17 protein-coding genes and 1 pseudogene are annotated in these 21,932 nt (G+C 64.3%); 11 read left to right on the top strand and 7 right to left on the bottom strand.

The genetic code is table 11. The annotated features are described in order from the left end of the window. The first annotated feature begins 1 nt into the window (after nucleotide 1). On the top strand, nucleotides 2–1,357 hold the full coding sequence (locus FVW59_RS05295; RefSeq protein WP_222711434.1) for a sulfite reductase subunit alpha: 1,356 nt from the start codon (nucleotides 2–4) through the stop codon (nucleotides 1,355–1,357). A gap of 13 nt (nucleotides 1,358–1,370) precedes the next feature. Here FVW59_RS05295 and FVW59_RS05290 read toward each other — a convergent pair whose 3' ends face one another. Further along, complete coding sequence (locus FVW59_RS05290; RefSeq protein ID WP_148063194.1) at nucleotides 1,371–2,240, bottom strand: helix-turn-helix transcriptional regulator; 870 nt, start codon at nucleotides 2,238–2,240, stop codon at nucleotides 1,371–1,373. Nucleotides 2,241–2,440: 200 nt separating this feature from the next. On the opposite strand from FVW59_RS05290, the gene FVW59_RS05285 reads away from it, so the two are divergent. From FVW59_RS05285 to FVW59_RS05255, 7 genes and pseudogenes are all read left to right on the top strand, one after another. Next, a complete protein-coding gene (locus tag FVW59_RS05285; protein ID WP_148063193.1) occupies nucleotides 2,441–3,832 on the top strand; it encodes a DUF2868 domain-containing protein in 1,392 nt (463 codons plus the stop codon). Next, nucleotides 3,829–5,274: a DUF3482 domain-containing protein gene (locus FVW59_RS05280; protein ID WP_148063192.1), complete on the top strand. Its 1,446-nt coding sequence runs from the start codon at nucleotides 3,829–3,831 to the stop codon at nucleotides 5,272–5,274. The genes FVW59_RS05285 and FVW59_RS05280 overlap by 4 nt, the downstream gene beginning before the upstream one ends. Further along, nucleotides 5,271–5,774 (top strand): (2Fe-2S)-binding protein, encoded by a 504-nt coding sequence (locus FVW59_RS05275; protein WP_148063191.1) that lies wholly within the window; start codon nucleotides 5,271–5,273, stop codon nucleotides 5,772–5,774. Before FVW59_RS05280 ends, FVW59_RS05275 begins: the two co-directional genes overlap by 4 nt. A 2-nt stretch (nucleotides 5,775–5,776) precedes the next feature. Then, nucleotides 5,777–8,017 (top strand): xanthine dehydrogenase family protein molybdopterin-binding subunit, encoded by a 2,241-nt coding sequence (locus FVW59_RS05270; RefSeq protein ID WP_148063190.1) that lies wholly within the window; start codon nucleotides 5,777–5,779, stop codon nucleotides 8,015–8,017. Nucleotides 8,018–8,170: 153 nt separating this feature from the next. Continuing rightward, nucleotides 8,171–8,860, top strand: a pseudogene (bla, locus tag FVW59_RS05265) (subclass B1 metallo-beta-lactamase); the annotation flags it as partial. A 37-nt stretch (nucleotides 8,861–8,897) separates the two neighbouring features. Next, complete coding sequence (locus FVW59_RS05260) at nucleotides 8,898–9,329, top strand: DoxX-like family protein (protein ID WP_222711433.1); 432 nt, start codon at nucleotides 8,898–8,900, stop codon at nucleotides 9,327–9,329. Nucleotides 9,330–9,416: 87 nt separating this feature from the next. Then, nucleotides 9,417–11,573: a TonB-dependent siderophore receptor gene (locus tag FVW59_RS05255; protein ID WP_148063188.1), complete on the top strand. Its 2,157-nt coding sequence runs from the start codon at nucleotides 9,417–9,419 to the stop codon at nucleotides 11,571–11,573. A 349-nt stretch (nucleotides 11,574–11,922) separates the two neighbouring features. Here the strand turns inward: FVW59_RS05255 and FVW59_RS05250 are convergent, their stop codons facing one another. After that, nucleotides 11,923–15,174 carry an amidohydrolase family protein gene (locus tag FVW59_RS05250; protein WP_148063187.1) on the bottom strand — a complete coding sequence of 1,084 codons (3,252 nt, stop codon included), beginning with the start codon at nucleotides 15,172–15,174 and terminating at the stop codon, nucleotides 11,923–11,925. A gap of 103 nt (nucleotides 15,175–15,277) precedes the next feature. Between FVW59_RS05250 and FVW59_RS05245 the strand changes: the two genes are divergently transcribed. Further along, nucleotides 15,278–15,805, top strand: coding sequence for a peroxiredoxin (locus FVW59_RS05245; protein WP_148063186.1), 528 nt, complete (start codon nucleotides 15,278–15,280; stop codon nucleotides 15,803–15,805). Here FVW59_RS05245 and FVW59_RS05240 read toward each other — a convergent pair. Both FVW59_RS05240 and FVW59_RS05235 read right to left on the bottom strand, forming a co-directional pair. Continuing rightward, complete coding sequence (locus FVW59_RS05240; protein ID WP_148063185.1) at nucleotides 15,802–16,161, bottom strand: hypothetical protein; 360 nt, start codon at nucleotides 16,159–16,161, stop codon at nucleotides 15,802–15,804. The genes FVW59_RS05245 and FVW59_RS05240 overlap by 4 nt on opposite strands. Further along, nucleotides 16,161–16,406, bottom strand: a complete 246-nt coding sequence (locus tag FVW59_RS05235) for a hypothetical protein (RefSeq protein ID WP_148063184.1) — start codon at nucleotides 16,404–16,406, stop codon at nucleotides 16,161–16,163. The genes FVW59_RS05240 and FVW59_RS05235 overlap by 1 nt, the downstream gene beginning before the upstream one ends. A gap of 176 nt (nucleotides 16,407–16,582) precedes the next feature. Between FVW59_RS05235 and FVW59_RS05230 the strand changes: the two genes are divergently transcribed. Together FVW59_RS05230 and FVW59_RS05225 are read left to right on the top strand one after the other, a co-directional pair. After that, entirely contained in the window at nucleotides 16,583–18,385 is a 1,803-nt protein-coding gene (locus tag FVW59_RS05230) for a DUF885 domain-containing protein (RefSeq protein ID WP_148063183.1), read from the top strand. Nucleotides 18,386–18,388: 3 nt separating this feature from the next. Further along, nucleotides 18,389–19,750 (top strand): MATE family efflux transporter, encoded by a 1,362-nt coding sequence (locus FVW59_RS05225; RefSeq protein WP_246139639.1) that lies wholly within the window; start codon nucleotides 18,389–18,391, stop codon nucleotides 19,748–19,750. Between the two features lie 90 nt (nucleotides 19,751–19,840). On the opposite strand, the gene FVW59_RS05220 is transcribed toward FVW59_RS05225, so the two are convergent. From FVW59_RS05220 to FVW59_RS05210, 3 genes are read right to left on the bottom strand one after another with little or no spacing between them, the layout of a single operon-like run. Beyond that, the gene (locus FVW59_RS05220) at nucleotides 19,841–20,368 is read right to left on the bottom strand and encodes a DUF7931 domain-containing protein (RefSeq protein WP_148063182.1); all 528 of its coding nucleotides are present in this window, start codon (nucleotides 20,366–20,368) and stop codon (nucleotides 19,841–19,843) included. Further along, nucleotides 20,365–20,811 carry a GNAT family N-acetyltransferase gene (locus FVW59_RS05215; protein ID WP_148063181.1) on the bottom strand — a complete coding sequence of 149 codons (447 nt, stop codon included), beginning with the start codon at nucleotides 20,809–20,811 and terminating at the stop codon, nucleotides 20,365–20,367. The genes FVW59_RS05220 and FVW59_RS05215 overlap by 4 nt, the downstream gene beginning before the upstream one ends. Continuing rightward, nucleotides 20,801–21,931 (bottom strand): cupin domain-containing protein, encoded by a 1,131-nt coding sequence (locus tag FVW59_RS05210; RefSeq protein WP_187275772.1) that lies wholly within the window; start codon nucleotides 21,929–21,931, stop codon nucleotides 20,801–20,803. Before FVW59_RS05210 ends, FVW59_RS05215 begins: the two co-directional genes overlap by 11 nt. Between the last annotated feature and the right edge of the window lies 1 nt (nucleotide 21,932).

The following is a 21,932-nucleotide window of genomic DNA, read 5'->3' as shown; positions in this document are numbered from 1 at the left end:
CGTGTTTATCAGTGCGGCACAGTGGCTGCAGGCTGGCGCCTTTGCGCTGGCCTACCTTTTACTGTGCGGCCTGTGCCTGCGTGTGCGCGATGCACAGCGCCCGGCCGCGGCGGCAGGTGCGACCCTGATCGCCTACGCCAGCCAGGGCGGCAGCGCCCGGAAACTGGCGCAGCGCCACGCAGAGACGCTGGCCCGGCGCGGGCCGGTAACCCTGTTGGCCCTGAACCAGGTGCAGGCCGCCGATCTGGAAAACGCGCATCTGGCCCTGTTTATCGCCAGTACCTACGGGGAGGGAGAGCCGCCGGACAACGCCCTGCGCTTCGCCCGCCTGTGGCTGCGCGGCGGCGGGCAGGACGGCGCTGCCCTGTCCCGGCTGCACTATGCGGTGCTGGCGCTGGGGGATAGCGAATACCGTCAATTCTGCGGCTTCGGCCTGGCGCTTGATCGCGGCCTGCGGGAGCGGGGTGCCAGGCCGATGTTTGCTCCGCAGACGGTGGATCGTCTCGACGACAGAGCCCTGGTCGAGTGGCAGAATCGCCTGCTGGAAAACGCGGTACTGGAATCCGGTGAGACAGTGGTCGACGGAGCGGGGCAGGGCGCACGCTTGCCGGCCACCGTGCTGGATCGCCGGTGTCTCAATGCCGGTTCACCGGGCGCCGGCGTATACCACCTGCGCCTGGGCCTGCCCCCGGGAGTTGACTGGAGGGCCGGGGATATCGCGGTGCTCGATATCCCCCGGGAGGGTCCCGAAGGCCCGGTGCAGCGGGAGTACTCCATCGCCTCACTGCCCTCCGACGGCGCGCTGGAACTGCTGGTGCGGCAGGTGTGCAAGGACGATGGCAGTTTCGGCGTCGGCTCCGGCTGGCTCACCCGGCAACTGCCGATGGGAGGCGAACTCGCCCTGCAGGTGCGGGACAACCCGGCCTTCCATCCGCCGCCGCCGGAACGCCCCCTGATCCTGGTGGGTAACGGTACCGGTATTGCCGGTTTGCGGGCCCACCTGCGGGCGCGGGTGCAGGTGGGGGCCCATGCCAACTGGCTGCTCTTCGGCGAGCGAACCCGCGCCCATGACCGTCTGTTCGACGATGAACTGGCCGCCTGGCTGGGCAGTGGCCACCTGCAAAGGCTGGATCGGGTCTACTCCCGCGACAACGAGCCACTGCGTTACGTGCAGGATGCCCTGGCTGCACAGCAGCAGGAACTGCAGGCGTGGCTGGCGCGAGGGGCGGCGGTGTTTGTCTGCGGCAGCCTCGAGGGCATGGCCCCCGCCGTGCACCGCCTGCTGCTGGAGATACTCGGCGAGCGCGGCCTTGAGGATCTCAGCCTGGAAGGGCGCTACCGGCGCGACGTGTACTGACCGCGGGCCGGAATCAGAAGTCCAGCCAGGGCTTCAGTTCCTCCAGGTTCTCCACCACGATCTGCTGCGCTTCCGGACCCTTGCGCGACGCGCGCGGATCGATGTGCAGCAGTCGCAGCGCGTAGGGCACCAGTTTGCCGCGGGTCTCTATCTGCAGCACGCCGTCCTCCATCCCGTAGTCCGCGCGCACCACGGCCTGTTGCTCGGGGCGCAGGCGCGGGTCTGCGATCAGGCGGATGGCGACGTGGGTGTTCCACTCGCTATCTCCGTCGATGCCGTGGGGTGATGCGTCGAGGATTTCCGGCGTATCGCGGAATCGGCTCAGGACAAAATCCCGGTAGCCCTGGTTTTTTTCACACCAGGCGCGCACATGCCAGCGCAACCCTGTGAACACCACGGTGTGGGGGACGATGATGCGTCCTTCGCGGTCCGGGTTGTTCACCGACACGTAGTCCACTTCCAGCCGGCACTGCTGGCGCGCCGCCTGCATGATGGGGCGCAGGGTCTGCGGCGCCACGTCCCGCACCGGCACCGACAGCACCTCGACATTGGCGACGTTCAGCGCCAGCGACTCGAACACGTTGGACAGCTCGTTATTGCGCGCCATCAGGTGCAGGTACTCGTCGGCCAGGCCCCGGGTCACCCGGGGCTGGAAGCTTGTGGAAGGTTTGTAACCCTTGAGGTACTTGTCGTATTCCAGGTTGCCCGGGCCGATTTCGCGCAGGTAGGTGTTGATGTCCTTGCTGGCCTGCTGGCGGCCGATGCCGAAGGTTTCGCAGAGGTGGCGGGTGGTCAGGCGTCCCTCCCACAGCACCAGGGTCTCGATAAAACGGTAGCGAACCAGCAGGTCCCAGCGTATGGGCCACTTTTGCCGTTGGGTCATGGATGTCGGACTCCCCGTGTGCCGCTGTTGCAGTATCGGTGCTGCGTAATGGTTGCAAGCGCCTAGCCTACAGGGCCGCCGCTACAGAGCAAGCTTCGCGGGTTACCGGGTCAATGCAGAGTCGATGAGATGCAGCCGCAGCCCACCGACCTTGTGTAGAATAGCGGCCATGTGCCTGACCCATAACTACAAGGATCGCTGTGCCAGCGCACCCTGAACTCGGCGATCTCTATCGCCTTTCCGACCAGCTGGAACGGGACCGTGACCTCGCCGTGGACGTCCTGAAGCAGCGCGACCACGCGATTGGCCGGGATTGCCAGTCGGCCGATGCCGGTGAGCGCCTGCTGTTCTGGCTGGATCGCGTGGCGCCGGTCAGTGAGGAAGATCGCAAGCGCAGCTTTCACGGCCAGCTCGGTCTGAACCTGGCCCGGCTTTTTGTCTTCGTTGCCGGCTTTGCCGCCATGGCCGGATTCCTGCTCGGCAGCAGGCAGGGACTGGTGAATGTGTTCTTTCTGCTGCTGGTCTTTGTATTCCTGCAACTGGCCATGAGCGCCGTATCCACGATCACTCTGATTCGTACCCTCAGTGGTTTTGTGCCGGCTGGACTGCCTGCCAGCCCGGTGCGCTGGGTGGCGGAGCGCGGCCTGCCGGACCGCCGCTACCTGCGCGAGGCGGGCGGTGTGCTGCGGCTGATGTTCCTGCGCTACGGCCAGGAGTGGGGGGCGCTGTTTACGCTCGCCGCTCTGCTGGCCTTTGTGCTGGTGCCGGCCTTCACCGACTTTGTCTTTGTCTGGGGTTCCACCTTCAACCCGGGTGACCGGGCGGTGCAGGGGCTGGTGGATGCCCTGGCCGCCCCCTGGGGCAGTTGGCTGCCCTGGGCGACGGTACCGCCGGAAGTGGTCGCCGGCAGCCGCCACCACGCGGCCCTGGTGCTGGATCGCGCCGGGCTGGAAGACATGCGCGGCTGGTGGGCCTTCCTGTTTCTCTGCCTGCTGGTCTACGCTCTGCTGCCGCGGCTGTTGTTGTGGCTGGCGGCGCGAGCCACGGCGCCCGGTATGTTGCGGCGCAGTCTGGTTGGCCTGCCGGGGGCAGATCTGGTGCTTTCGCGTATGTCGGCGCAACTGGTGTCCACCCGTTCTGTCCAGGCCAGCGAGGATGAGCTGGCCACTGTCCGTCCCGCGGATGTGAACGCTGCGCCGGCCGCGCCGGAGGGCCTGTTGCTGGTTGACTGGGCCTGCGCCCTTGGCGATACCCCGCCGGCCCGTTTTGAAGAACTGCCGGCAGTGGATGAAAGCGACATCCTGGCGCTGGGGCAGGGCACCCTGGCCGAGGACCGTCGGGAACTGGCCGCGCTGGATGTCGCAGTTATCGAGCACCTGCTGGTCGCCGTCAAATCCTGGGAGCCGCCCGTGGCGGAGCTGGCGGACCTGCTGGCCAGCCTGCCGGCTTCACTGCGCTGCACGGTCTGCCTGGTGCCCCTGCCGGGCAAGGCCATTCCCCACCGCAAGGTGGAGGACTGGCGCGGCTTTGCCCGCGGCCTGCCATTTGCGGCGGTGGATCTGCGCTTGCTGAACTGGGTGACGGCACCGTGAGCCCGCCGGTGTTTGCCGTAGTGGGCCGCCCCAACAAGGGCAAGTCCAGCATTGTCGCCACCCTGGCGCGGGACGATTCGGTATATATCGACGCCCGCGCCGGCTCCACCCGCCAGTCCCGCGCCTTTCCGATGCAGGTGGATGGCGAGACACTCTATACCCTGGTGGATACCCCCGGGTTCCAGCGCGCCCGGGAAGTGCTTGACACTTTACAGGCCAGCTGTAATGACGCCTCCGGGCGGCCCCGGGCCGTGCGCGATTTTGTCGCCCGGCACAGCGGCCAGGAGCGCTTTCGCGACGAGTGCGAATTGCTGCGTCCGATCGTCGAGGGCGCCGGCATCATCTATGTGGTGGACGGCTCCTGCCCCTTCGGGGCTGACTACGAGGCGGAGATGGAGATCCTGCGCTGGTGCGGGCGCCCCAGCCTGGCGCTGATCAACCCGATCGACAACGACGAATTTACCGAGCAGTGGCAGGCGGGGCTCGGTCAGTACTTCCGCACCGTGCGCCTGTTCAATGCCCAGCGCGCGGAGTTCGCCAAACAGCTGGAATTGCTCGAGTTGTTCGGCCACCTGGATACCGACTGGCGGCGTTCATTGCAGCGGGCGGTGGATGTGCTGCGCCGCGAGCGCGAGCACCAGCACCGCGACAGCAGCGCCATGATTGCCGAGCTGATTGCCGCGGCGCTCACCTTTCAGGTCAGCCAGAAAATTCCCGATGGCACCCCGGGGGAGCCGGTCAAGGCGGCGCTGGCGCTGCGCTATCGCGAAGCGCTGGTGCGCCGTGAGCGCCAGTGCCGGCGCCAGGTGGAGGAAGTGTTCCACTACCACAACCTGCAGCGCAGCGAGGATGTGCTGGCGCTGGAGGACGCCGACCTGTTCCAGGTGGAGGATTGGTACCTGTGGGGACTGAACCGGACCTCGCTGACGGCGGTGGCCGGATCGGCGGGCGCATTCATTGGCGGTGGCACCGGCATGGTGCTGGACGGCGCCAGCGGCGGCCTGCTGGGCGGCCTCGGCACACTGGTGAGCGGTGCGGCCGGCGCCATTACCGGTGGTGTGGGCGCCTGGCGCTACGCCGACGAAATCGCCCAGTTCCGGATCAAGGGCATTCCCACCGGCGGCAAGCAGCTCAATTACGGCCCCAGCCGCAACCCCAACTTTCCCTTTGTACTGCTGGGCAGGGCCCTGTTACACCACAAACTGCTGTGTCAGCGCACCCACGCCGATCGCAGCCACCTCGCCCTCAATACCCAGTTGCTGGAACAGGTGGACGAGGGGCAGCGCCGCAAACTGGCGCGCCTGTTCGCCCGCATTCGCGCCGGCAAGCGCGAGGAGGAGCGGCGCGCCGAACTGGCGTCACTGGTGTTGGGCTGGTGCCTGGCCCACGATCAGCAGCAAGCGAACATGGATACAGATAAGACTTTCGGAGAATTGCCATGACATCCTTTACCCTCAACGGCGCTGCAGTCGAGGTAGAAGTCCCGGAGGGCATGCCCCTGCTCTGGGTACTGCGCGACGAGCTGGGCCTGGTCGGCACCAAGTACGGCTGCGGCATCGCCCAGTGCGGCGCCTGTACGGTGCTGTTCAACGGTCAGGCCATGCGCTCCTGCCAGTTGCCGATCAGTGCGGTGGCGGGCGCTGAGGTACTCACCATCGAGGGACTGGGCACGCCCGATGATCCCCACCCGGTACAACAGGCCTGGATCGACGAGCAGGTGGCGCAATGCGGCTACTGCCAGTCGGGCCAGGTGATGCAGGCTGCCTGGTTTTTGTCGAATAACACGGACCCCAGCGATGCCGAGATCGACGCCGCCATGGCCGGTAACCTGTGCCGCTGTGGCACCTATCCGCGCATTCGCCAGGCCGTGCGCCGGGCTGCGGAAATGCTCGCGGCCCCGGTGCAAACCTTCGACCCGCTGACCGACAGCGGGGAGGGCTGAGCATGGGACGCATTGCCGATGTAACACGTCGCACCTTTCTGTTTGGCAGCGTCGCGCTGGCCGGCGGTGTGGCCTTTGGTGTGTACAAAGTACAGGAAACACCGGACAACCCGCTGGCGCAGGGCCTGGCGCCGGATGCCGCCAGCTTCAATCCCTGGGTACTCATCCGCCCCGACGGCATCACCCTGATTGCGCCGCACACCGATGTCGGGCAGGGCGCCCGCTCGGTGCAGGCGCTGATGATCGCCGAGGAAATGGATCTGGAGCCGGGGCAGTTCACGGTCGAACCCGGGCAACCCTCGCCGGCCTACTGGAACACTGCCATGGCTGCCGATGCCGTGCCCTTTCTGCACACTGACCAGGGCTTGGCGGCCCGTTCGGCGCGCACCGCGATCGGGGCGGTGATCAAACTGTCGGGGCAGCAGGTGACCGGGGGCTCCTCCACCGTGGCGGACTCCTGGGAAAAACTGCGCCGCGCCGGAGCGGTTGCCAGGGAGACCCTGAAGCAGGCCGCCGCAATCGACACCGGGGAGGCGCTGGATACGCTCAGTACCGAGGCCGGCGCGGTGGTGCTGCGCGACGGGCGGCGCATCCCCTATACCCAACTGGCGGCCACCGCGGCGCGAATCGACCCGGTCAACACAGTGACTCTGCGGCCGCCCTCAGCCTGGCGCCTGCTGGGCAAGCCCGTCCAGCGCCTGGACACGGTGGCCAAGTCCACCGGCACGCAGACCTTCGGGATCGACCTGATGCCTGAGGGGGTGATCAATGCCACCGTGCGCTTCAATCCCCGCCAGGGCGGGGCGCTGCTGTCCTATGACGCCGCAGACGCCCTGTCCATGCCAGGTGTACGGCAAATCCTGCCGGTGACGGCCGGTGTGGCGGTGCTGGCCGACAACACCTGGAATGCCTTCCAGGCCGCCAGTGCGATTCGCTGCGAGTGGGGCCAGGCGCCTTATCCGCCCGAGATGGCGCAGCACTGGGCGGCAGTGGAGTCGTCTTTCACTGAAGAACGACTGGACAAAGTCTGGCGCGAGGACGGCGACGTTGAAGCGACCCTGGCCAGTGGCGCCGGTATCGAGCGGGAATACCGCGCTCCCTACCTTGCTCACGCGCCGCTGGAGCCGCTATCCGCCCTGTGCCGGGTGAGCGACGGGCGGGCCGACCTCTGGGCCGCCCACCAGTTTCCGCGGCTGGCGCAGCAGCTGGTGGCCGATATTACCGGCCTGCCCACCGGTAAGGTTTACCTGCACAACCAGTACTGCGGTGGCAGTTTCGGCCACCGTCTGGAATTCGAGAACATCCGCTACGCCACGGAAATTGCCGTGCAGCTTCCCGGTGAGACCATCAAGCTGACCTTCAGCCGGGAGGAGGACTTCGCCCACGATTTCCCGCGCCAGATAGGCATGGCCCGGGTGCGGGGCGTCAGCGATAGCGGAGGTATCAGGGCGCTGGAGATCGATGTTGCCACGCCGTCGGCGATCGCCTCCCAGTCTTCGCGCGCCAACCTGCCGCTGGCGGGGCCCGACAGCCAGATTGCCGCCGGGGTGTGGAACGCGCCCTATGCGATCGAGCACATGCGGGTGAGGGCCTACCGCGTTCCGGAACTGGCGCCGATCAGCTCCTGGCGTTCGGTGGGCGCTTCCACCGGCGGTTTCTTCATTGAATCCGCTATTGACGAACTGTTGATCGAGGCCGGCCAGGACCCACTCGCCGGCCGCCTGGCGCTGTGCAATGACCCCGCCAGCCGGCGCGTACTGGAAGCCGTGCGCGAAATGAGCGCCTGGGATGAACCACTGGCGCCGGGCCGCGGGCGCGGTGTGGCGCTGGTGGTGTCCTTTGGCACGCCGGTTGCCGAGGTGGTCGAAGTGAGTGTGCGGGAGGGGAAAATCACTATCGACAAGGTCTTCGTGGCGGCGGAAGTGGGGCGCGTCATCGACCCGGTCAACTTCGAGAACCAGACGGCAGGCGGTGTGATCTGGGGCCTGGGCCACGCCATGAACTGCGAAATCACCTACGCCGATGGCATGGCCGAGCAGCGCAACTTTCACCAGCACACCGGCATGCGCATCAACCAGTGTCCGGCGATACAGGTGCGGGGGCTGGAGTCGGGCGAGGGCGTCAGCGGTATCGGCGAACCGCCGGTGCCACCCGCGGCGCCGGCGCTGGCCAATGCCATTTACGCCGCGACCGGGCAGCGCTTGCGGGAGATGCCGTTCAGCAAGTTTGTGGCGTTTGCCTAGAGTGAATACGGTTCCTGAACATTGCAGCGCGGCAGGTGTCGTGCGTCCTGGGAGTAGCTGATGCCTTTACTGCGCTTTTTACGCTTCGTTGCAAGCACTAGCTTCTTATCTGCCCTCAGCTCGATTGGCTTTGCCGCGGAGTTATACGATGACTACCCGAAAGCCGATGAGATACCGGTCGGGGAGGTTCGCCTCCACCAGATTAGTGATGGTGTCTGGTCTCACATCGCTACGCAGCAACTGGGTGATTTGCTCTATCCGTCAAACGGGCTGATTGTTCGCGATGGCAACACCTTGCTATTGGTCGATACGGCGTGGGGGGCGGAAAATACCGCGGCCCTTCTCGACGCGATAGACCGTCAGATTGGGCTTCCGGTGACACGCGCTGTGTCCACCCACTTCCATGACGATCGGGTCGGCGGAGTGCGCGTCCTCCAGGAAACCGGGGTGGCGACCTATGCCTCCCCTGTAACCCGCCAATTGGCGCTGGGCGAGGGCAACGAGGTGCCCTCGCATTCATTGCAGGGGCTTTCCAGTCCTGGCGACGTACTGCCATTTGGCCCGCTTGAGATTTTCTATCCCGGGGCTGGTCATGCCCCTGACAATATCGTCGTCTATGTTCCGTCCGCGCGAGTATTGTTCGGCGGCTGCGCAGTGCATGAAGCATCGCGCGAGTCCGCCGGCAATGTTGCTGATGCGGATTTGCAGGAGTGGCCCGCCTCAGTGGCTCGTATTCAGCAGCGCTATCCTGATGCCGAGGTGGTAGTGCCCGGCCATGGTCTGCCGGGGAATCTGGAACTGCTCGGGCATACGGTCGCGGTGGTCAGCCGGCACGGTCGGTAAATAAGGTGGCTCGGAAGCCGGGTTAAGAACCAGTCCAATGCAAGGTCGATGGCTTACCGGCGAAAAATGGGGCTTTCCCTCGTATGCTATGTGTCGCCTTTGCGTCGCTTTTGTATGGCTTTATCACGGTCTTGTTCCAAAGCTGCTCGGTCCGCATCGGGACGAACTGGTCATGAATATGGCGCTCGGCCTCAGCGAAGAGCAGGCGATTCGGTTGGCAACCGCGGCCGGGATTCTGGAGGTCCTTGTCGGGGTGTCGGTGCTTGCGTGCTGGCGCCAGCGCTGGCCACTGCTTCTGACTGCCGTTGCGATGCCGGGTTTGCTCGTGTTCGTTGCGGTGTGGGTTCCCGATCTGCTCTGGGGGGCATTCAACCCGGTGACAACTAACCTGTGCGCCACGGCGCTGGCGATTGTTGCACTGGGGCAGCATAACGGCCGCGGACGAAGTGGCGAGGTCTCGCAGGGGTAAACAAAGAGATATTGATAATCATTATCATTCATGAAATGATCCCGTCTCGATAAGGCGTTCAGCATCAGGCATTGATCGGGGGGATCCATGACAACAAAACCATCACACCAGTCCTTTGTAGCAACGAGCGTGGGGCGCAAACGCCAGCGCCTCAGTTCGATGGCAACCGCAATCATACTCGGCACGTCGCTCGTTGCACCGGGCCTGCAGGCACAGCAGACGGCTGAACGGTCAGAAGCTGTTGGAGAAACGGTTGAAGAGGTCATCGTTACCGGGACCTATACCTCCAATGTCGTCAACCTCGGGAAAGGCTCGGAGACACTGCGTGAAATCCCCCAGTCGGTAACGGTCATCACCAGCCAGACCATCAAGGACAGAAATATGGTGTCCTTGAGCGATGCGCTTGAAGCCACCACCGGTGTCACAGTAAAAACCTATGGAGCGGGCACCTACAATTACCTGATGCGGGGATTTGAACTGAATTCCGTCAGCATTGATGGCGTCAGGACCGATGGAACCTCCAACGGTACCCACGGCCACGGAACGCCGGATTTGATCAGCTATGAAAGCGTTGAAGTGATGCGGGGGCCGGCCGGCCTGCTCGAAGGTTCCGGAGAGCCCGGCGGCTACATCAGCATGATTCGCAAGAAGGCCCACTCGGAGTCATCCCTGAGTTTCAAGGGCTACGCAAACTCCTGGCCGGGCTACCGTCTGGAACTGGACGCCACCGGTGCCCTGACCAGCGACGAAAAACTGCGGGCCCGCGCTGCGGTCGGCTATGAAGATTCTGATTCCTACATCGAAGATGTAACGAGCAAAAAAGAACTGCTCTATACCACCGCCGAGTACGATGCAACAGACAGGCTCGCGCTAGCGGCTGGCCTGACCATTGAAGATTTTGACGTGGTGCCCGACATCGGTGTGCCGACCTATGCCGATGGTACCTTTGCCGATATCGATCGCGACCTGTATACAGGCACTCGCTACAACTACAAGGAAAGTCGGCTATCCCGGCAATTTCTGGAGGCCAAATACGGTTTCGATTCCGGCGCTTTCCTGAAAGCGACGCTGACCAATAGCGATCGGGATGTCGAGTATTTACTTAACTACACGGCCAGCACAGTGGATCCGGTTACGGGGGACACCTTGCGCTGGGCCCTCGCCACGGACCAGGAACTGTCGGAGCTGAGTTACGATTTACACCTTAGCCTGCCCTTCAGCTTGTTCAATCAGGAGCACAAGCTACTGCTGGGTGCGAATAGTCGGGACCAGGAAAATGACAGTGCAGGTTACCAGTACGATTTCAACTATCCGTCAATCAATGTCTTCGACCCGGATTCCGCATATAACCCGGACCCTCGATTGAACCTGGCTCCCGGCAGTGCGCCGCGTGTCACGGATACTAAAGAGAGCGGCCTGTACTTCAAGGCGACGCTGGGCCTGACCGAAGCGACAAATCTGATCCTGGGAGGGCGACTGACCACCAACTGGGAGACGGATGACGGGACCTCTTCAGCGAAAATCGACAACGAATTCACGCCCAGCGCGGGTCTTGTTCATGACCTGAATGACACGATAAGCGTCTATGCCAGTATCTCAGAGTCCTTTAACCCGCAAGATGCGCGGGACGTGAATGAAAACGTGCTATCTCCCAAAGTGGGGAGGCAATATGAAGCGGGCCTGAAGGGCATCTTGAACAACGGCCTGGGCAACTACCATATCGCGGTGTTTCATATTACCGAGGACAAGCGCGCAATAGCGGACCCGGTCAACATCGAATATTCCATCGAGGGCGGCGAGGTTCAATCCGAGGGGGTTGAGCTGGAGATATCTGGCAACGCCATGGAAAAACTGGATCTGCTGGCTGGCTATGCCTACACAGATACGGAGCAGGTGAAGGCGGAAGACCCGGAAAACGAGGGCAAGCCCTTTTCATCCATTACCCCGGAGCACAGCCTGAAATTCTGGGGCAAGTACAGCTTCAACAGCAAGCTGGCCTTTGGGTTAGGCGCGGAATACAACAGCGGTACTTTCTGGGAGAGCAATGGCATCCGCTGGGAAGAGGACGGATATACCACCGTTTCAATGATGCTGTCGTACAACTTTAGCGACAAGACGCGCATCGTGCTCAATGGAACCAATCTCACCGACGAGGAGTACTATGCACGGGTACAGGGTGGATCGCGGCAAAATTACTTTGGCGACCCCAGGCAATTCACATTGAGCGTCGAAACATCTCTCTGAAGACCTGCTCCTGACATGGCTTGATAGCTGTCCCCGGCATGGCCGGATAGAGAGCGGGGCACTATGCTATGACAGCGGCTCTATAGATGTCGGCATACTTACCACCTGGATATCGAGCCTGTCGATGCCGGCCCGCTGCGGTATGCAGGCGAGATCGAAGCCTGGGCGCGATGGTGGTTTGTCCCCTCTAGCCAGAAGCGTAAACTTGGCTTCGAGATGAAGACGCTGCCCAGCAACCATTGGCACTGTGTTTGGGAAGATGGCTGGTGCGAGCCGGCCTCGAGTAACGACGGACAGACGGCCCCGGGGGCGTTGTTGCCCCGGGGCCTTTTTTCAGGCGCAAGCGCCGCTAGCGAATCTCCGACTCCGGCTTGCCCTGCCAGTAGAAGGGCTTGAGCGCCGCGTCCCCGGTTACTTCCTCACCGAGGTCCGTGGCCCGGTACAGGCGGCCGTTCACCATGACGTGGCTGATGTGGTCGGAGTTGCGGATGTCCTCCAGCGGGTTGTCTTCCAGGATCACCAGATCCGCCAGCTTGCCGGTTTCCAGTGAGCCCAGGTCATCGGACATGCCCATGTAGGTGGCGGGGTTGATGGTCGCGGCGGACAGGGCTTCCATCGGGCTGAAACCGCCGCGCACGAAACTCCACATCTCCCAGTGGGTACCCAGGCCCTCGCGCTGGCCGTGGGCGCCGGTATTCACCATTACCCCCTCATCCAGCAGCACCTTGGCGGCCGCGGCGGCGTCGTCGTCGCGGTAGTCCTCCTCCGGTGCCATGGGGCGGCGCACCGAGCGCGGCTGCAATACGGCGGGCGGTACGAAGTTGGCGAGGATGGGGTGCTTCCACACCTCGGTATCCTGGTAGTAGTAGTCCTCGGAAGTCAGACCGCCGAAGGTGACCACCAGGGTCGGGGTGTAGCCGGCCTGGGACTGGCGCCAGTACTGGGTGACGTCGTCGTACATGGGCATCACGGGCACGTTGTGCTCGATGCCGGTGATGCCGTCGCCGATCAGGTTCATGTCCAGGTGGTAGAGGGAGCCGCCCTCGGCCACGGACATCAGGCCTTCCTGGCGGGCCGCCTCGATCACCTGCTGGCGCTGCTCGCGGCGCGGCTGGTTGTAGTTCTTCACCGAGATGGCGCCCTGGGCTTTCAGCCGCCGCACGTGGGACAGGGCGTCGTCCAGGCTGTTCACCGGCGACCAGTAGGTGCTCTTGGCGCCGTAGACGATCTCCGCGGTGGAGAAAATGCGCGGGCCGAGGATCTTGCCGGCCTGTTGGTATTCGGCCGCGGCAAACACCAGGCTGGCGACGCTGGAGGGGTTGTGCACGGTGGTCACGCCCAGTGCCAGGTGGCCCAGCAGGTTCCAGTTCTGCTGGGGCACGATCTCGCCGGCGCCGTAGGGGCCGTGGGCGTGGATGTCGACAAAGCCGGGGATCACGGTTTTGCCGGCCAGGTCCACCTGCTCGTAGCCCGCCGGTACACTCACCTCGCCGGCGTCGCCGACCGCCTTGATGCGGTTGCCTTCCAGCAACACGGTACCGCGCTCGTGTACGGTGCGCTCGCCGTCCATGGTGATGACCCGGGCATTGACCAGGGCCACGCGGCTGTCTGGGCTGGCGGCTTGCACTTCCATGGACAGGTCGCGACCGCTGGCGGGGGGCTCAAAGCCCTCGCCCAGGGCCTCCTTGACGGCGACGGTTTTCAGCACCGGGCCCACCGACCAGGACAGGGCGCTGCCGTCGGCATTCCAGTACAGGTAGGTGCCGCCGGTGCGGCTCAGCTTGACGCTGGGGAAGGCGGGCTTGCCGGCATCCAATACGACCGGGTTGGGGCTGGGCATGAAGTCCGCCACGTACATATGGTGGCTGTCTTCGAAGGCCAGCTGGCGGCCGCTGGGAGACAGGCGGATGGCGGTGGCGAACTCGGCCTGGGCCAGTTCGCGCACGTCGAAGCCCTCGCGGTTCATCGACAGCAGTTTGGTCACGGCGGTGCTGCTGCCGCGGCCGCTCGCGCTGTCCGCCCGCTCCTGCACGTAGAGGCGGTCGTCCTCCGGCCCGAAGTGGGGGTCGGTGCCGCGCTGGCTGACAAAGCGGGCTGCGCCGCCGTCGGCATCCATCAGGTAGATGCCGGGCTGGACGCCCCAGTCCGGGTTCAGCAATTCAGAGCCCGGGCGTTTGCGAAAGGCCACGGTTTCGCCCTTGCGGTCGATGGCCAGTTCGGTGAACTGCCCCTTCTCTTCACTCAGCAGGCGGGACTTGCCACCGCGGGCGCTGACCCGGCGGATGCTGCTCAGTTCGCTGTCGTTCCAGCGCAGGAAGTAGATGTCGTCACCGTCTGGCGCCCATACCGGCGAGTAGTCAAAGCCGTCGCCACTGTCGGAGGTCAGGGCCCTGGGCGCGCTGTCGCCGCGCTTTACATAGAGCTGGCCGAGGGACTCGAACACCACAGATTTGCCGTCGGGGGAGGGCTGGGCAAAGCGCACCATGCGGGTGCGGAAGCGCTCCGGCGCCACGTCGACCTTGAAGCGGGGGGCGGGGAAGATGTCGCGGCTGTCCTTCACGCGGAAGGCGATGTCGCTGACTTCACCACCATCCAGCTGGACTTTTTTCAGCTTGCCGCCGGCCCAGAACACCACGGCTTTGCTGTCGGGTGTCCAGTCCATGTTGGGGTAGAGACCGTGCACCGCCCAGGTTTCCTGCATGTCCTGGTCGAGGTCGGCGTAGATCATGCGCTCCTCGCCGGAGGCCAGGTCTTTCACAAACAGCCGCGATTCGGCGCGTACCCGTTTCACGAAGGCGAGCTGCTTGCCGTCGGGGGAGGGCGTGGGGCGCACGGCGCCGCCGGGGCCGCCGGCGATGGTGGTAACCTCCCCGCTGCCGAGGTCGACCCGGCGAATCTGGAACAGCTCGGTGTTGCTGTCCTGGTGGTAGATGAAGGTATTGCCTGGCGTGGTATTGAGCGTGTAGTAGATGCCCTTGCCGTCGGCGGTAAACATCGGTTCGCCCTGTTCCTTCTGGAAGGTTTCCGCCGGGCGGGCCACCACCAGCTGGCCGCTCTGGCCCTCGCCGCCTTCGGCGCGGTACAGCCACACTTCGCCGGTGCCGAGGGAGCGTGAGGTGGTGAAGTGCTTGCGGGCGGCGATGTAGCGGCCGTCGGGGCTCCAGCTGGGGTTGTTCATCAGGCGGAAGTCCTCGAAGGTCACCTGGTGAAATTCGCCACTGGCCAGTTCCAGGGTCCAGATGTTGTCACCGCCGGCGCGATCCGAAGTGAAGGCGATAAACCTGCCGTCCGGGCTGAAGCGCGGCTGCATGTCCCAGGCGTGGCCGGAAGTCAGGGATCTTGCCTCGCCGCCGCCCATGGCCAGCAGGTAGAGATCGCCCATCAGGTCGAACACAATCTGTTTGCCGTCGGGTGATACATCAAGGCTCATCCAGGTGCCTTCATCGACATCGAGGGTGGCGCGGGCGGGCTGGACGGAGTAGGCAGGCTGGTTGACATCCCAGGTGCTGTCGCCGTTGTCGGCGCGGGTGGCAGCCTGGGCCGCGGGTATGGCCAGCAGGGCCGAGAGTGCCAGTCGCGCGGTGGATCGGGGTAGATTCATGCGATGGGTCCGCTTGTTTGTTGAACGGAGCGCAGTGATACATACTGCGGAAACCTGCGTACCTTACACGCTCACCCCAATCAGTTGTAGTTTGGAGACCGCCATGCCCCGCACACTCTGTTCCGCCCTGGCTCTCAGCCTGTTCGCCCTGTTTTCCAGCGCCGCGGCCCAGGCTCTGGAGGTCGGCGACCCGGCCCCCGACTTCACCCTCCCGGCCAGCGATGGCAAAACCTACAGCCTCGCGGATTTCCGCGGCAAACAGGCGGTGGTAGTCGCCTGGTTTCCCAAGGCCTATACCAAGGGCTGCACTATCGAGTGCAAATCCCTGGCCGAGAACGGCCACCTGATACGCGAGTATGATGTCACCTATTTCATGGCCAGTGTGGACCCACTGGAAGACAACAAGGGCTTTGCCGAAGAGACCAAGGCGGATTTCCCCCTGTTGAGTGACCCCGACAAAACCGTCGCCGAGGCCTACGACGTACTGCACATGCTGGGTTTCGCCAAGCGCCACACGTTCTACATCGGCAAGGATGGCACCGTCCTCAAGATCGACGACGATGTGAACCCGCCCACCTCGGCAGAGGACATGGCTCGTACCTTAGGTGAACTGGGTGTGGCGAAGCGCTAGAAGCCGTAATCAAGGGTGATGGTGAGGCCATCCACATCCGGCCCCAGCACCGCCTGCAGTCCCAGGGCGACCTGGCGATAGCCCAGTGCCACGCCCAGTTCGTAGAAGTGGTCAAAGCCGAGCTGGTCCCGCCCGGGACCGGTAAAGCTGGTGGCGGCGGCGTGGCCGATCAGGTACAGCGGATAATCGCCCACCGTCACGGAGAGGGGCTGTGCCACATCGATCTTGGCTGACAGACTCCCGGTGCTGGCATTGAAGCTTGGGAAGCCACTGGACTCGTTAAAGCTCTCGACATAGCTGTAGACGTAGTGGGTGCTGGCGCGCACTTTCAGCGCGTGCCAGTGGTCGCGGTACATCAGGCCCAGGTGATGCGGCCAATCGCATCATCGGGATTGTCGCTTTCAATCATGAAGCCGGAGACGGAAATCTCCGGTTCGGCGGCAAAGCTGATGAGGCTGGCGTAGCCCTGTCCGAGCTCGCGAAAATCTATGCCGGAGTTGTCCTGGGCCTGGCCAGCGGTGCCGCTTAGCAGCAGGCAGAGCGAGAAGGGTGCGCGCAGCCAGAAGTGTAAAGGCGGCCGTTCCCCCGTGTTTTTTTTCATTGTCTGTCGTCGATTCCGGTCTTTAAGGTAAATGGCTTTGCGGCGCTGAAATCTCGCCTTCCTGCCCCTATAATAGCCGGCCTGTTCGGGAGCTGCTTATTGTACCGCCCGGCCCAAAGACCTGGAGGCGCCGCCCGCTGTTGCGCTTCGCCTCAATCTACCCAAGGAGTCACAACATGCGCAACCTGATTGCGGCACTGTTCCTGCTCGCACCACTGGCGGCCATGGCAGCGCCAGCGGCCAGTGAAAGCGAGCGCCTTAAGCAATGGCTGGACGAGCGCTACGAAGAGGAACTCGCTTTTCATCCGGAAAAGCAGACCCAGCTCGGCCGCAAGACGGATTACGACAAACTCGATGACTACAGCGAAGCCGCCGATGACGCAGAGTTGCAGTGGCACCTGGACAGCGTGGCCGCCATGGAAGCGGCCTTCGACCGCGACCAGCTCGATGCCGATGCCCGGGTGAGTTACGACTACTGGGCCTACCGCGCCGAACGCGCGGTGGAGGACCGGCGCTGGCGACGCAATCACTATCTGCTGAACCAGATGAGCTCGGTTCACACTGGCCTGCCCCAGTTCCTGATCAACTACCACACAGTGGACTCCCAGCAGGACATGCTCGATTACATCAGCCGCCTGAAGGGCGTTGCCACAGCGCTCGGCCAGGTCCAGGAGCAAGTAGAACTGGCGGCGAAGGAGGGCATTCGCGCCCCGCGTTTCGCCTACGACATTGTGATTGACCAGAGCCAGAGCGTGGTCACTGGCGCCCCCTTTGACGACAGCGAGGAGGCGGCGGCACTGTGGGCGGATGTTCAGGGCAAGCTCGCTGCCCTCCAGGACAGCGGTGATATCGATGCGAGCAGGGCTGATGAGTTGCGCGCACTGGCCAGGAAGGCGTTACTCGACGCGGTTGCCCCGGCCTACCGGTCGCTGATTGCCTGGCTGCAGCAGGACCGGGCCAATACCGACGCCGAACCGCAGGGCGCGTCCAGCCTGCCCGGTGGGCAGGACTACTACGCCTATCGCCTGCGCTCCTACACGACGACGGACATGAGCGCGGAACAGGTGCATCAACTCGGCCTGGCGGAAGTCAAACGCATCCGCAGCGAGATGGAAGCGATTCGCAAAGAGGTCGGTTTTGACGGCGATCTCGCGGCCTTCTTCGAGTTTGTGCGCAGCGACGCCCGGTTCTACTACCCCAACACCGATGCCGGCCGCCAGGCTTACATCGATGAAACCGAGCACTACCTCGACCTGATCGCCGACAAACTGCCCGAGTACTTCGGCATCCTGCCCAAAGCCTCGCTGGAAGTGCGCCGGGTGGAAGCTTTCCGCGAGCGCGATGGCGCGGCCGCCTCCTATTCGACGGGCACCGCTGACGGCAGCCGCCCCGGGGTGTACTACATGCACCTGTCGGACATGAGCGCCAACAACCGCACCGACCTGCAGACCACTGCTTACCACGAGGGCAATCCGGGCCATCACATGCAGTCCTCCATCGCGCTGGAGCGCAGCGACCTGCCGCTGTTCCGTAGCGACGTCTGGTATTCCGCTTACGGCGAGGGCTGGGCCCTGTACTCGGAGCTGCTGGCCTGGGAGATGGGGGTTTACGACAACCCCTATTACAACTTCGGTCGCCTGGGTGCGGAAATTTTCCGCGCGATCCGCCTGGTGGTGGATACCGGCATGCACGCCAAGGGCTGGAGCGAAGAACAGGCGGTGCAGTACATGCTCGAGAACTCCGCCATCCCGGAGACCTCCGTACGTTCGGAAATCCAGCGTTACCTGGTGTGGCCGGGCCAGGCCACTTCCTACAAGGTAGGCATGCTGAAGATCCTCGAACTGCGCGAGCGGGCGCGGGCCGCGCTGGGCGACAAGTTCGACATCCGCGCCTACCACGACCTGGTACTGGGCGGTGGCTCGCTGCCGCTGGGCATCCTCGAGCGCCGCGTCGATGAGTGGATCGCCAGCCAGGTCTGATCGATGTTTTCAGCTGCGACACTGCGGGAGCTGTTCCGGCTCGCCCTGCCGATGGTGGTATCCCAGAGCGCCTTTGCGCTCATGGTGTTTACCGACCGACTGTTCATGTCGCAGATCGGCGCCCTGCATATCGCCTCCGCCCTCGGCGGGGGCGTCACCTTCTTCGTCACCATAGCGCTGTTCCAGGGTGTGATTTCCTACGCCACCGCACTGGTGGCCCAGTACCTCGGCTCCGGCCAGCTCGACAAATGCCCCAGGGTCGTGACCCAGGGAGTGATCATGGCCCTGGCGGTACAGCCGCTGCTGTGGCTTATCGGTTGGCAGGCGGCCAAGCTGTTTGCCCTGATGGGGCACGCGCCGGACCAGGTGGCGCTGGAGCGGCAGTATTTCTTCGTGCTGCTGGCCGGCTCCTTCCTCGCCCTCAGCAAAACCTGCATCGCGTCCTATTTTTCCGGCATCGCCCGTACCCGGGTGGTGATGATTTCCGATGTGCTGGGCGTGCTGGTGAATGTTCCGCTGAGCTATGTGCTGATCTTCGGCAAGCTCGGCCTGCCGGAACTGGGGATTCAGGGGGCGGCGCTGGGCACGGTGATCGCCACGGGCTTCTCGGTGGCCATCTACGCCCTGTTCTACTTCAACCGGATACACCGCAAGCGCTTCTCGGTGCTTCGCTCCTTTCATTTTGACCGCGGTATTTCGCTGCGCTACGTGCGGTTGGGTTTACCCTCGGGCATCGAAGTTTTCGTTGGCGCCGGGACCTTCAACCTGTTCCTGCTGCTGTTCCAGTCCTATGGCGTTAACGAGGGCGCCGCCATGGCGATCGTCTTCAACTGGGACATGCTCAACTATGTACCGCTGATCGGCATGAATATCGCTGTCACCAGTATGATCGGGCGCTATGTGGGGGCCGGTGACATGACCCGCACCAACCAGGTGATCAGTGCCGCCTTCCTGCTGGCAGTGGGCTATTCGGTCTTGCTCGGGCTGTTCTTTATCCTCGCCCGGGAGCAGTTGATGAACGTATTCGCAACCCCCGGCGAAGACTTCAGCGTCATTGTTGCCCTGGGCAGCCAGATGATGATCGGCCTGGCCACCTATGTGCTGGCCGACGCCGCCATCCTGATCGCCAGCGGTGTACTGCGTGGCGCCGGTGATACCCGCTGGCTGATGAACACCTCCATGCTGTTGCACGTGCTGATGCTGCTGGTCCAGGTGTACATCATCAAGGTGGCGGTACTAGGGCCGATGGCCAGCTGGTGGGCCTTTGTCGCGATGCTGTTGATGCTGGCAGCCATTTACCTGCGGCGCCTGTTCGGCAGCCGCTGGCGCTCGCCGGAGCGGCTGGCGAAGGTGATGGCGGAGTAGGGCTGCGCTGGTTCGACTGCGAGCAGGGCAGTGCACTGAGTCGCCCCTGCGAAGGCAGGAGCCCATTGTGGAGTCGCAGGCGCGCCAGCGCTACAAGTGCAGGCGCCGCAACTCGGGGCTGGCAGCGCTGCTGCGCCACAGGGATTCAAACAGCTCCAGGTGCTTTTGCGTGGAAGCCCGCGAATCCGGCTCAAAGAACCCGCCGCTCTCGCTGTCCGGTGGCAGGTACAGCACCCCGTCGCGATCCCGTATCACCAGCGTGTGCCCCGGCCACTCAGGGTGTTCCGGCAATACCTGCAGGCGTACCTTCGAGGGCATGCGGCGGGCCAGTTGCAACAGGCGGTGACCCTGTTTCACCAGTGGCCTTGCGTCCTGCACCAGAATGCGGATATCGGTCTGGCGGCTGCGCCGGGCCAGCGCGGTGAGTGCGCTCACCAGGTCGGGCGTGTCGAACACGCGGGCGTCCAGGCGGGGGCTGAGCAGGCACAGATAGCGGCGGGCGCTGCCCGCCAGTCGCAGGGCGAAGTCATCGAAGGGGGAGGGGTAGTCGATACCGGCGACAAAGCCGGTTTCAGCGCCGTTGCCGGCGCCTGTAGACCCCGTCCCCGCGCCGCTCATGCCGGGGTGGTCAGGGCCAGGTGCATGGTGGTGTGGGGAATGCCGGCTTCTTCGAAGGTGGCGCCGCGTGGGACGAATCCGGCCCGGCTGTAAAAGGGGGCGGCGTGCTGCTGGGCGTGTACATAGACCCGCTCAAAGCCGCATTCCCGGGCCAGCTCGACCAGCCGCTGTAGTACCGCTGCGCCAACTCCCCGGCCGCGCTCGCTGGCCAGCACCGCCATGCGGCCGATTTTGCCATCCGGCATGAGGCGGCCACAGCCCACCGGCTGGTCGCCGCGCAGGGCCAGCACATGGCGGCATTCGGCGTCGCGGCCATCCCATTCGACATCGCGCGGCACACCCTGTTCTTCGATAAAGACGGTACGGCGCAGGCTGCCGAGGGCATTCGAGGCCTCGTTCCAGCTCACCACCTGCAGGGTGATGGCATCCGGTTCATTCGACATAGGTCGCTCCACTCTCGATAAGAAATGTCAGTAATTCAGACGCAGCCGGGTGGTCGGCGTCAAGGCCTTTGCAATCTGCTTCATCGCGCGCGCAGAGGCCCTCAAGCCAGGGCAGCAAATCCAGTTCTGTGGTGAAGCTGGCGCCGTTGGCAAAGACATGGAGCTGACCGCGCTGTTCGGCCCAGGCCAGTCGGCCGCTGTCATCGCGGCAGAGCAGGGCCGCGCCGTCGAACAGTGCGGCGAGGTCATCGCTATCTACGCTGGTGGCCTCGATGCTGTAACGCGGTTCGGTGACCAGCTCGCCAAACCAGCGGGGCGCGCACTCGGCCTGCAACAGGGCCAGCGCCTGCCGGCGGGCACCGTCGATATCCGCAGCGCTGATTTCCCCGGCGCGCGCCGCCGGCGCCCGCCCGGGGTCGGCCAGCAGGATATCGCCGTCGCTATTGTCGAGCACTTCGTCGGCAAGGCGGGCCAGCAGGTCGCGCCGGGCCGGCGCACGAAAGCCGATGGAGAAGGTGGTGCACTCGCCCCGGGCGATGCCCCAGTGCGCCAGGCCGGGCGGTACGTACAGCAGGTCGCCCGGGCCGAGCAGGTATTCCTGTTCGCAGTGAAAGTCGCGCAGGATGCGCAGGTCGCTGTCGGCCAGCAGGGGGCTGTTGCCATCGCAGTGCTGCCCCAGGCGCCACAGACGCTCGCCGTGCCCCTGCAGCAGGAAGACATCGTAGTAGTCGAAGTGCGGGCCCACGCTGCCGCCGTCGCTGGCGTAGCTCACCATTACGTCGTCGGCCCGCCACTGCGGGATAAACGCGGCGAGTTGCCGCAGCGCTGCCACGTCGGGAATGAACTGGTCCACGGCCTGCACCAGCAGGCTCCAGGGGCCGGATCGCTGGAAGTCCTGCTCCACAAAAGGCCCGTGGCTCAGGCGCCAGCGGCCGTCGGCCTCCTCGACAATGCGCGACTCTATCTCCGCCTCCATCGCCAGTCCGGCCAGTTCATCGGCGTCTATCGGCGGCTGGAAACCCGCAATGGCGTTGCGCACCAGCAGCGGCCTGCGCTGCCAGTACTCAGCGAGGAAGTGCCCGGGATCAACGGGCAGGGTCAGGCTGTCGGCCGGGGGCAAT

It is taken from the genome of Parahaliea aestuarii, from assembly GCF_008064635.1.
Taxonomy (GTDB): Bacteria; Pseudomonadota; Gammaproteobacteria; order Pseudomonadales; family Halieaceae; genus Parahaliea; species Parahaliea aestuarii.
Note: the sequence above shows the minus strand (reverse complement) of the source record. Positions and strands in the feature narration are given on the sequence as shown.

What these genes read in the sequence shown, in the direction of transcription:
- FVW59_RS05290 (WP_148063194.1), bottom strand. Translation starts at nt 2,240, where the DNA reads ATGACCCAACGGCAAAAGTGGCCCATACGCTGGGACCTGCTGGTTCGC.
- FVW59_RS05275 (WP_148063191.1), top strand. Translation starts at nt 5,271, where the DNA reads ATGACATCCTTTACCCTCAACGGCGCTGCAGTCGAGGTAGAAGTCCCG.
- FVW59_RS05270 (WP_148063190.1), top strand. Translation starts at nt 5,777, where the DNA reads ATGGGACGCATTGCCGATGTAACACGTCGCACCTTTCTGTTTGGCAGC.
- FVW59_RS05260 (WP_222711433.1), top strand. Translation starts at nt 8,898, where the DNA reads ATGCAAGGTCGATGGCTTACCGGCGAAAAATGGGGCTTTCCCTCGTAT.
- FVW59_RS05255 (WP_148063188.1), top strand. Translation starts at nt 9,417, where the DNA reads ATGACAACAAAACCATCACACCAGTCCTTTGTAGCAACGAGCGTGGGG.
- FVW59_RS05250 (WP_148063187.1), bottom strand. Translation starts at nt 15,174, where the DNA reads ATGAATCTACCCCGATCCACCGCGCGACTGGCACTCTCGGCCCTGCTG.
- FVW59_RS05245 (WP_148063186.1), top strand. Translation starts at nt 15,278, where the DNA reads ATGCCCCGCACACTCTGTTCCGCCCTGGCTCTCAGCCTGTTCGCCCTG.
- FVW59_RS05240 (WP_148063185.1), bottom strand. Translation starts at nt 16,161, where the DNA reads ATGTACCGCGACCACTGGCACGCGCTGAAAGTGCGCGCCAGCACCCAC.
- FVW59_RS05235 (WP_148063184.1), bottom strand. Translation starts at nt 16,406, where the DNA reads ATGAAAAAAAACACGGGGGAACGGCCGCCTTTACACTTCTGGCTGCGC.
- FVW59_RS05230 (WP_148063183.1), top strand. Translation starts at nt 16,583, where the DNA reads ATGCGCAACCTGATTGCGGCACTGTTCCTGCTCGCACCACTGGCGGCC.
- FVW59_RS05225 (WP_246139639.1), top strand. Translation starts at nt 18,389, where the DNA reads ATGTTTTCAGCTGCGACACTGCGGGAGCTGTTCCGGCTCGCCCTGCCG.
- FVW59_RS05220 (WP_148063182.1), bottom strand. Translation starts at nt 20,368, where the DNA reads ATGAGCGGCGCGGGGACGGGGTCTACAGGCGCCGGCAACGGCGCTGAA.
- FVW59_RS05215 (WP_148063181.1), bottom strand. Translation starts at nt 20,811, where the DNA reads ATGTCGAATGAACCGGATGCCATCACCCTGCAGGTGGTGAGCTGGAAC.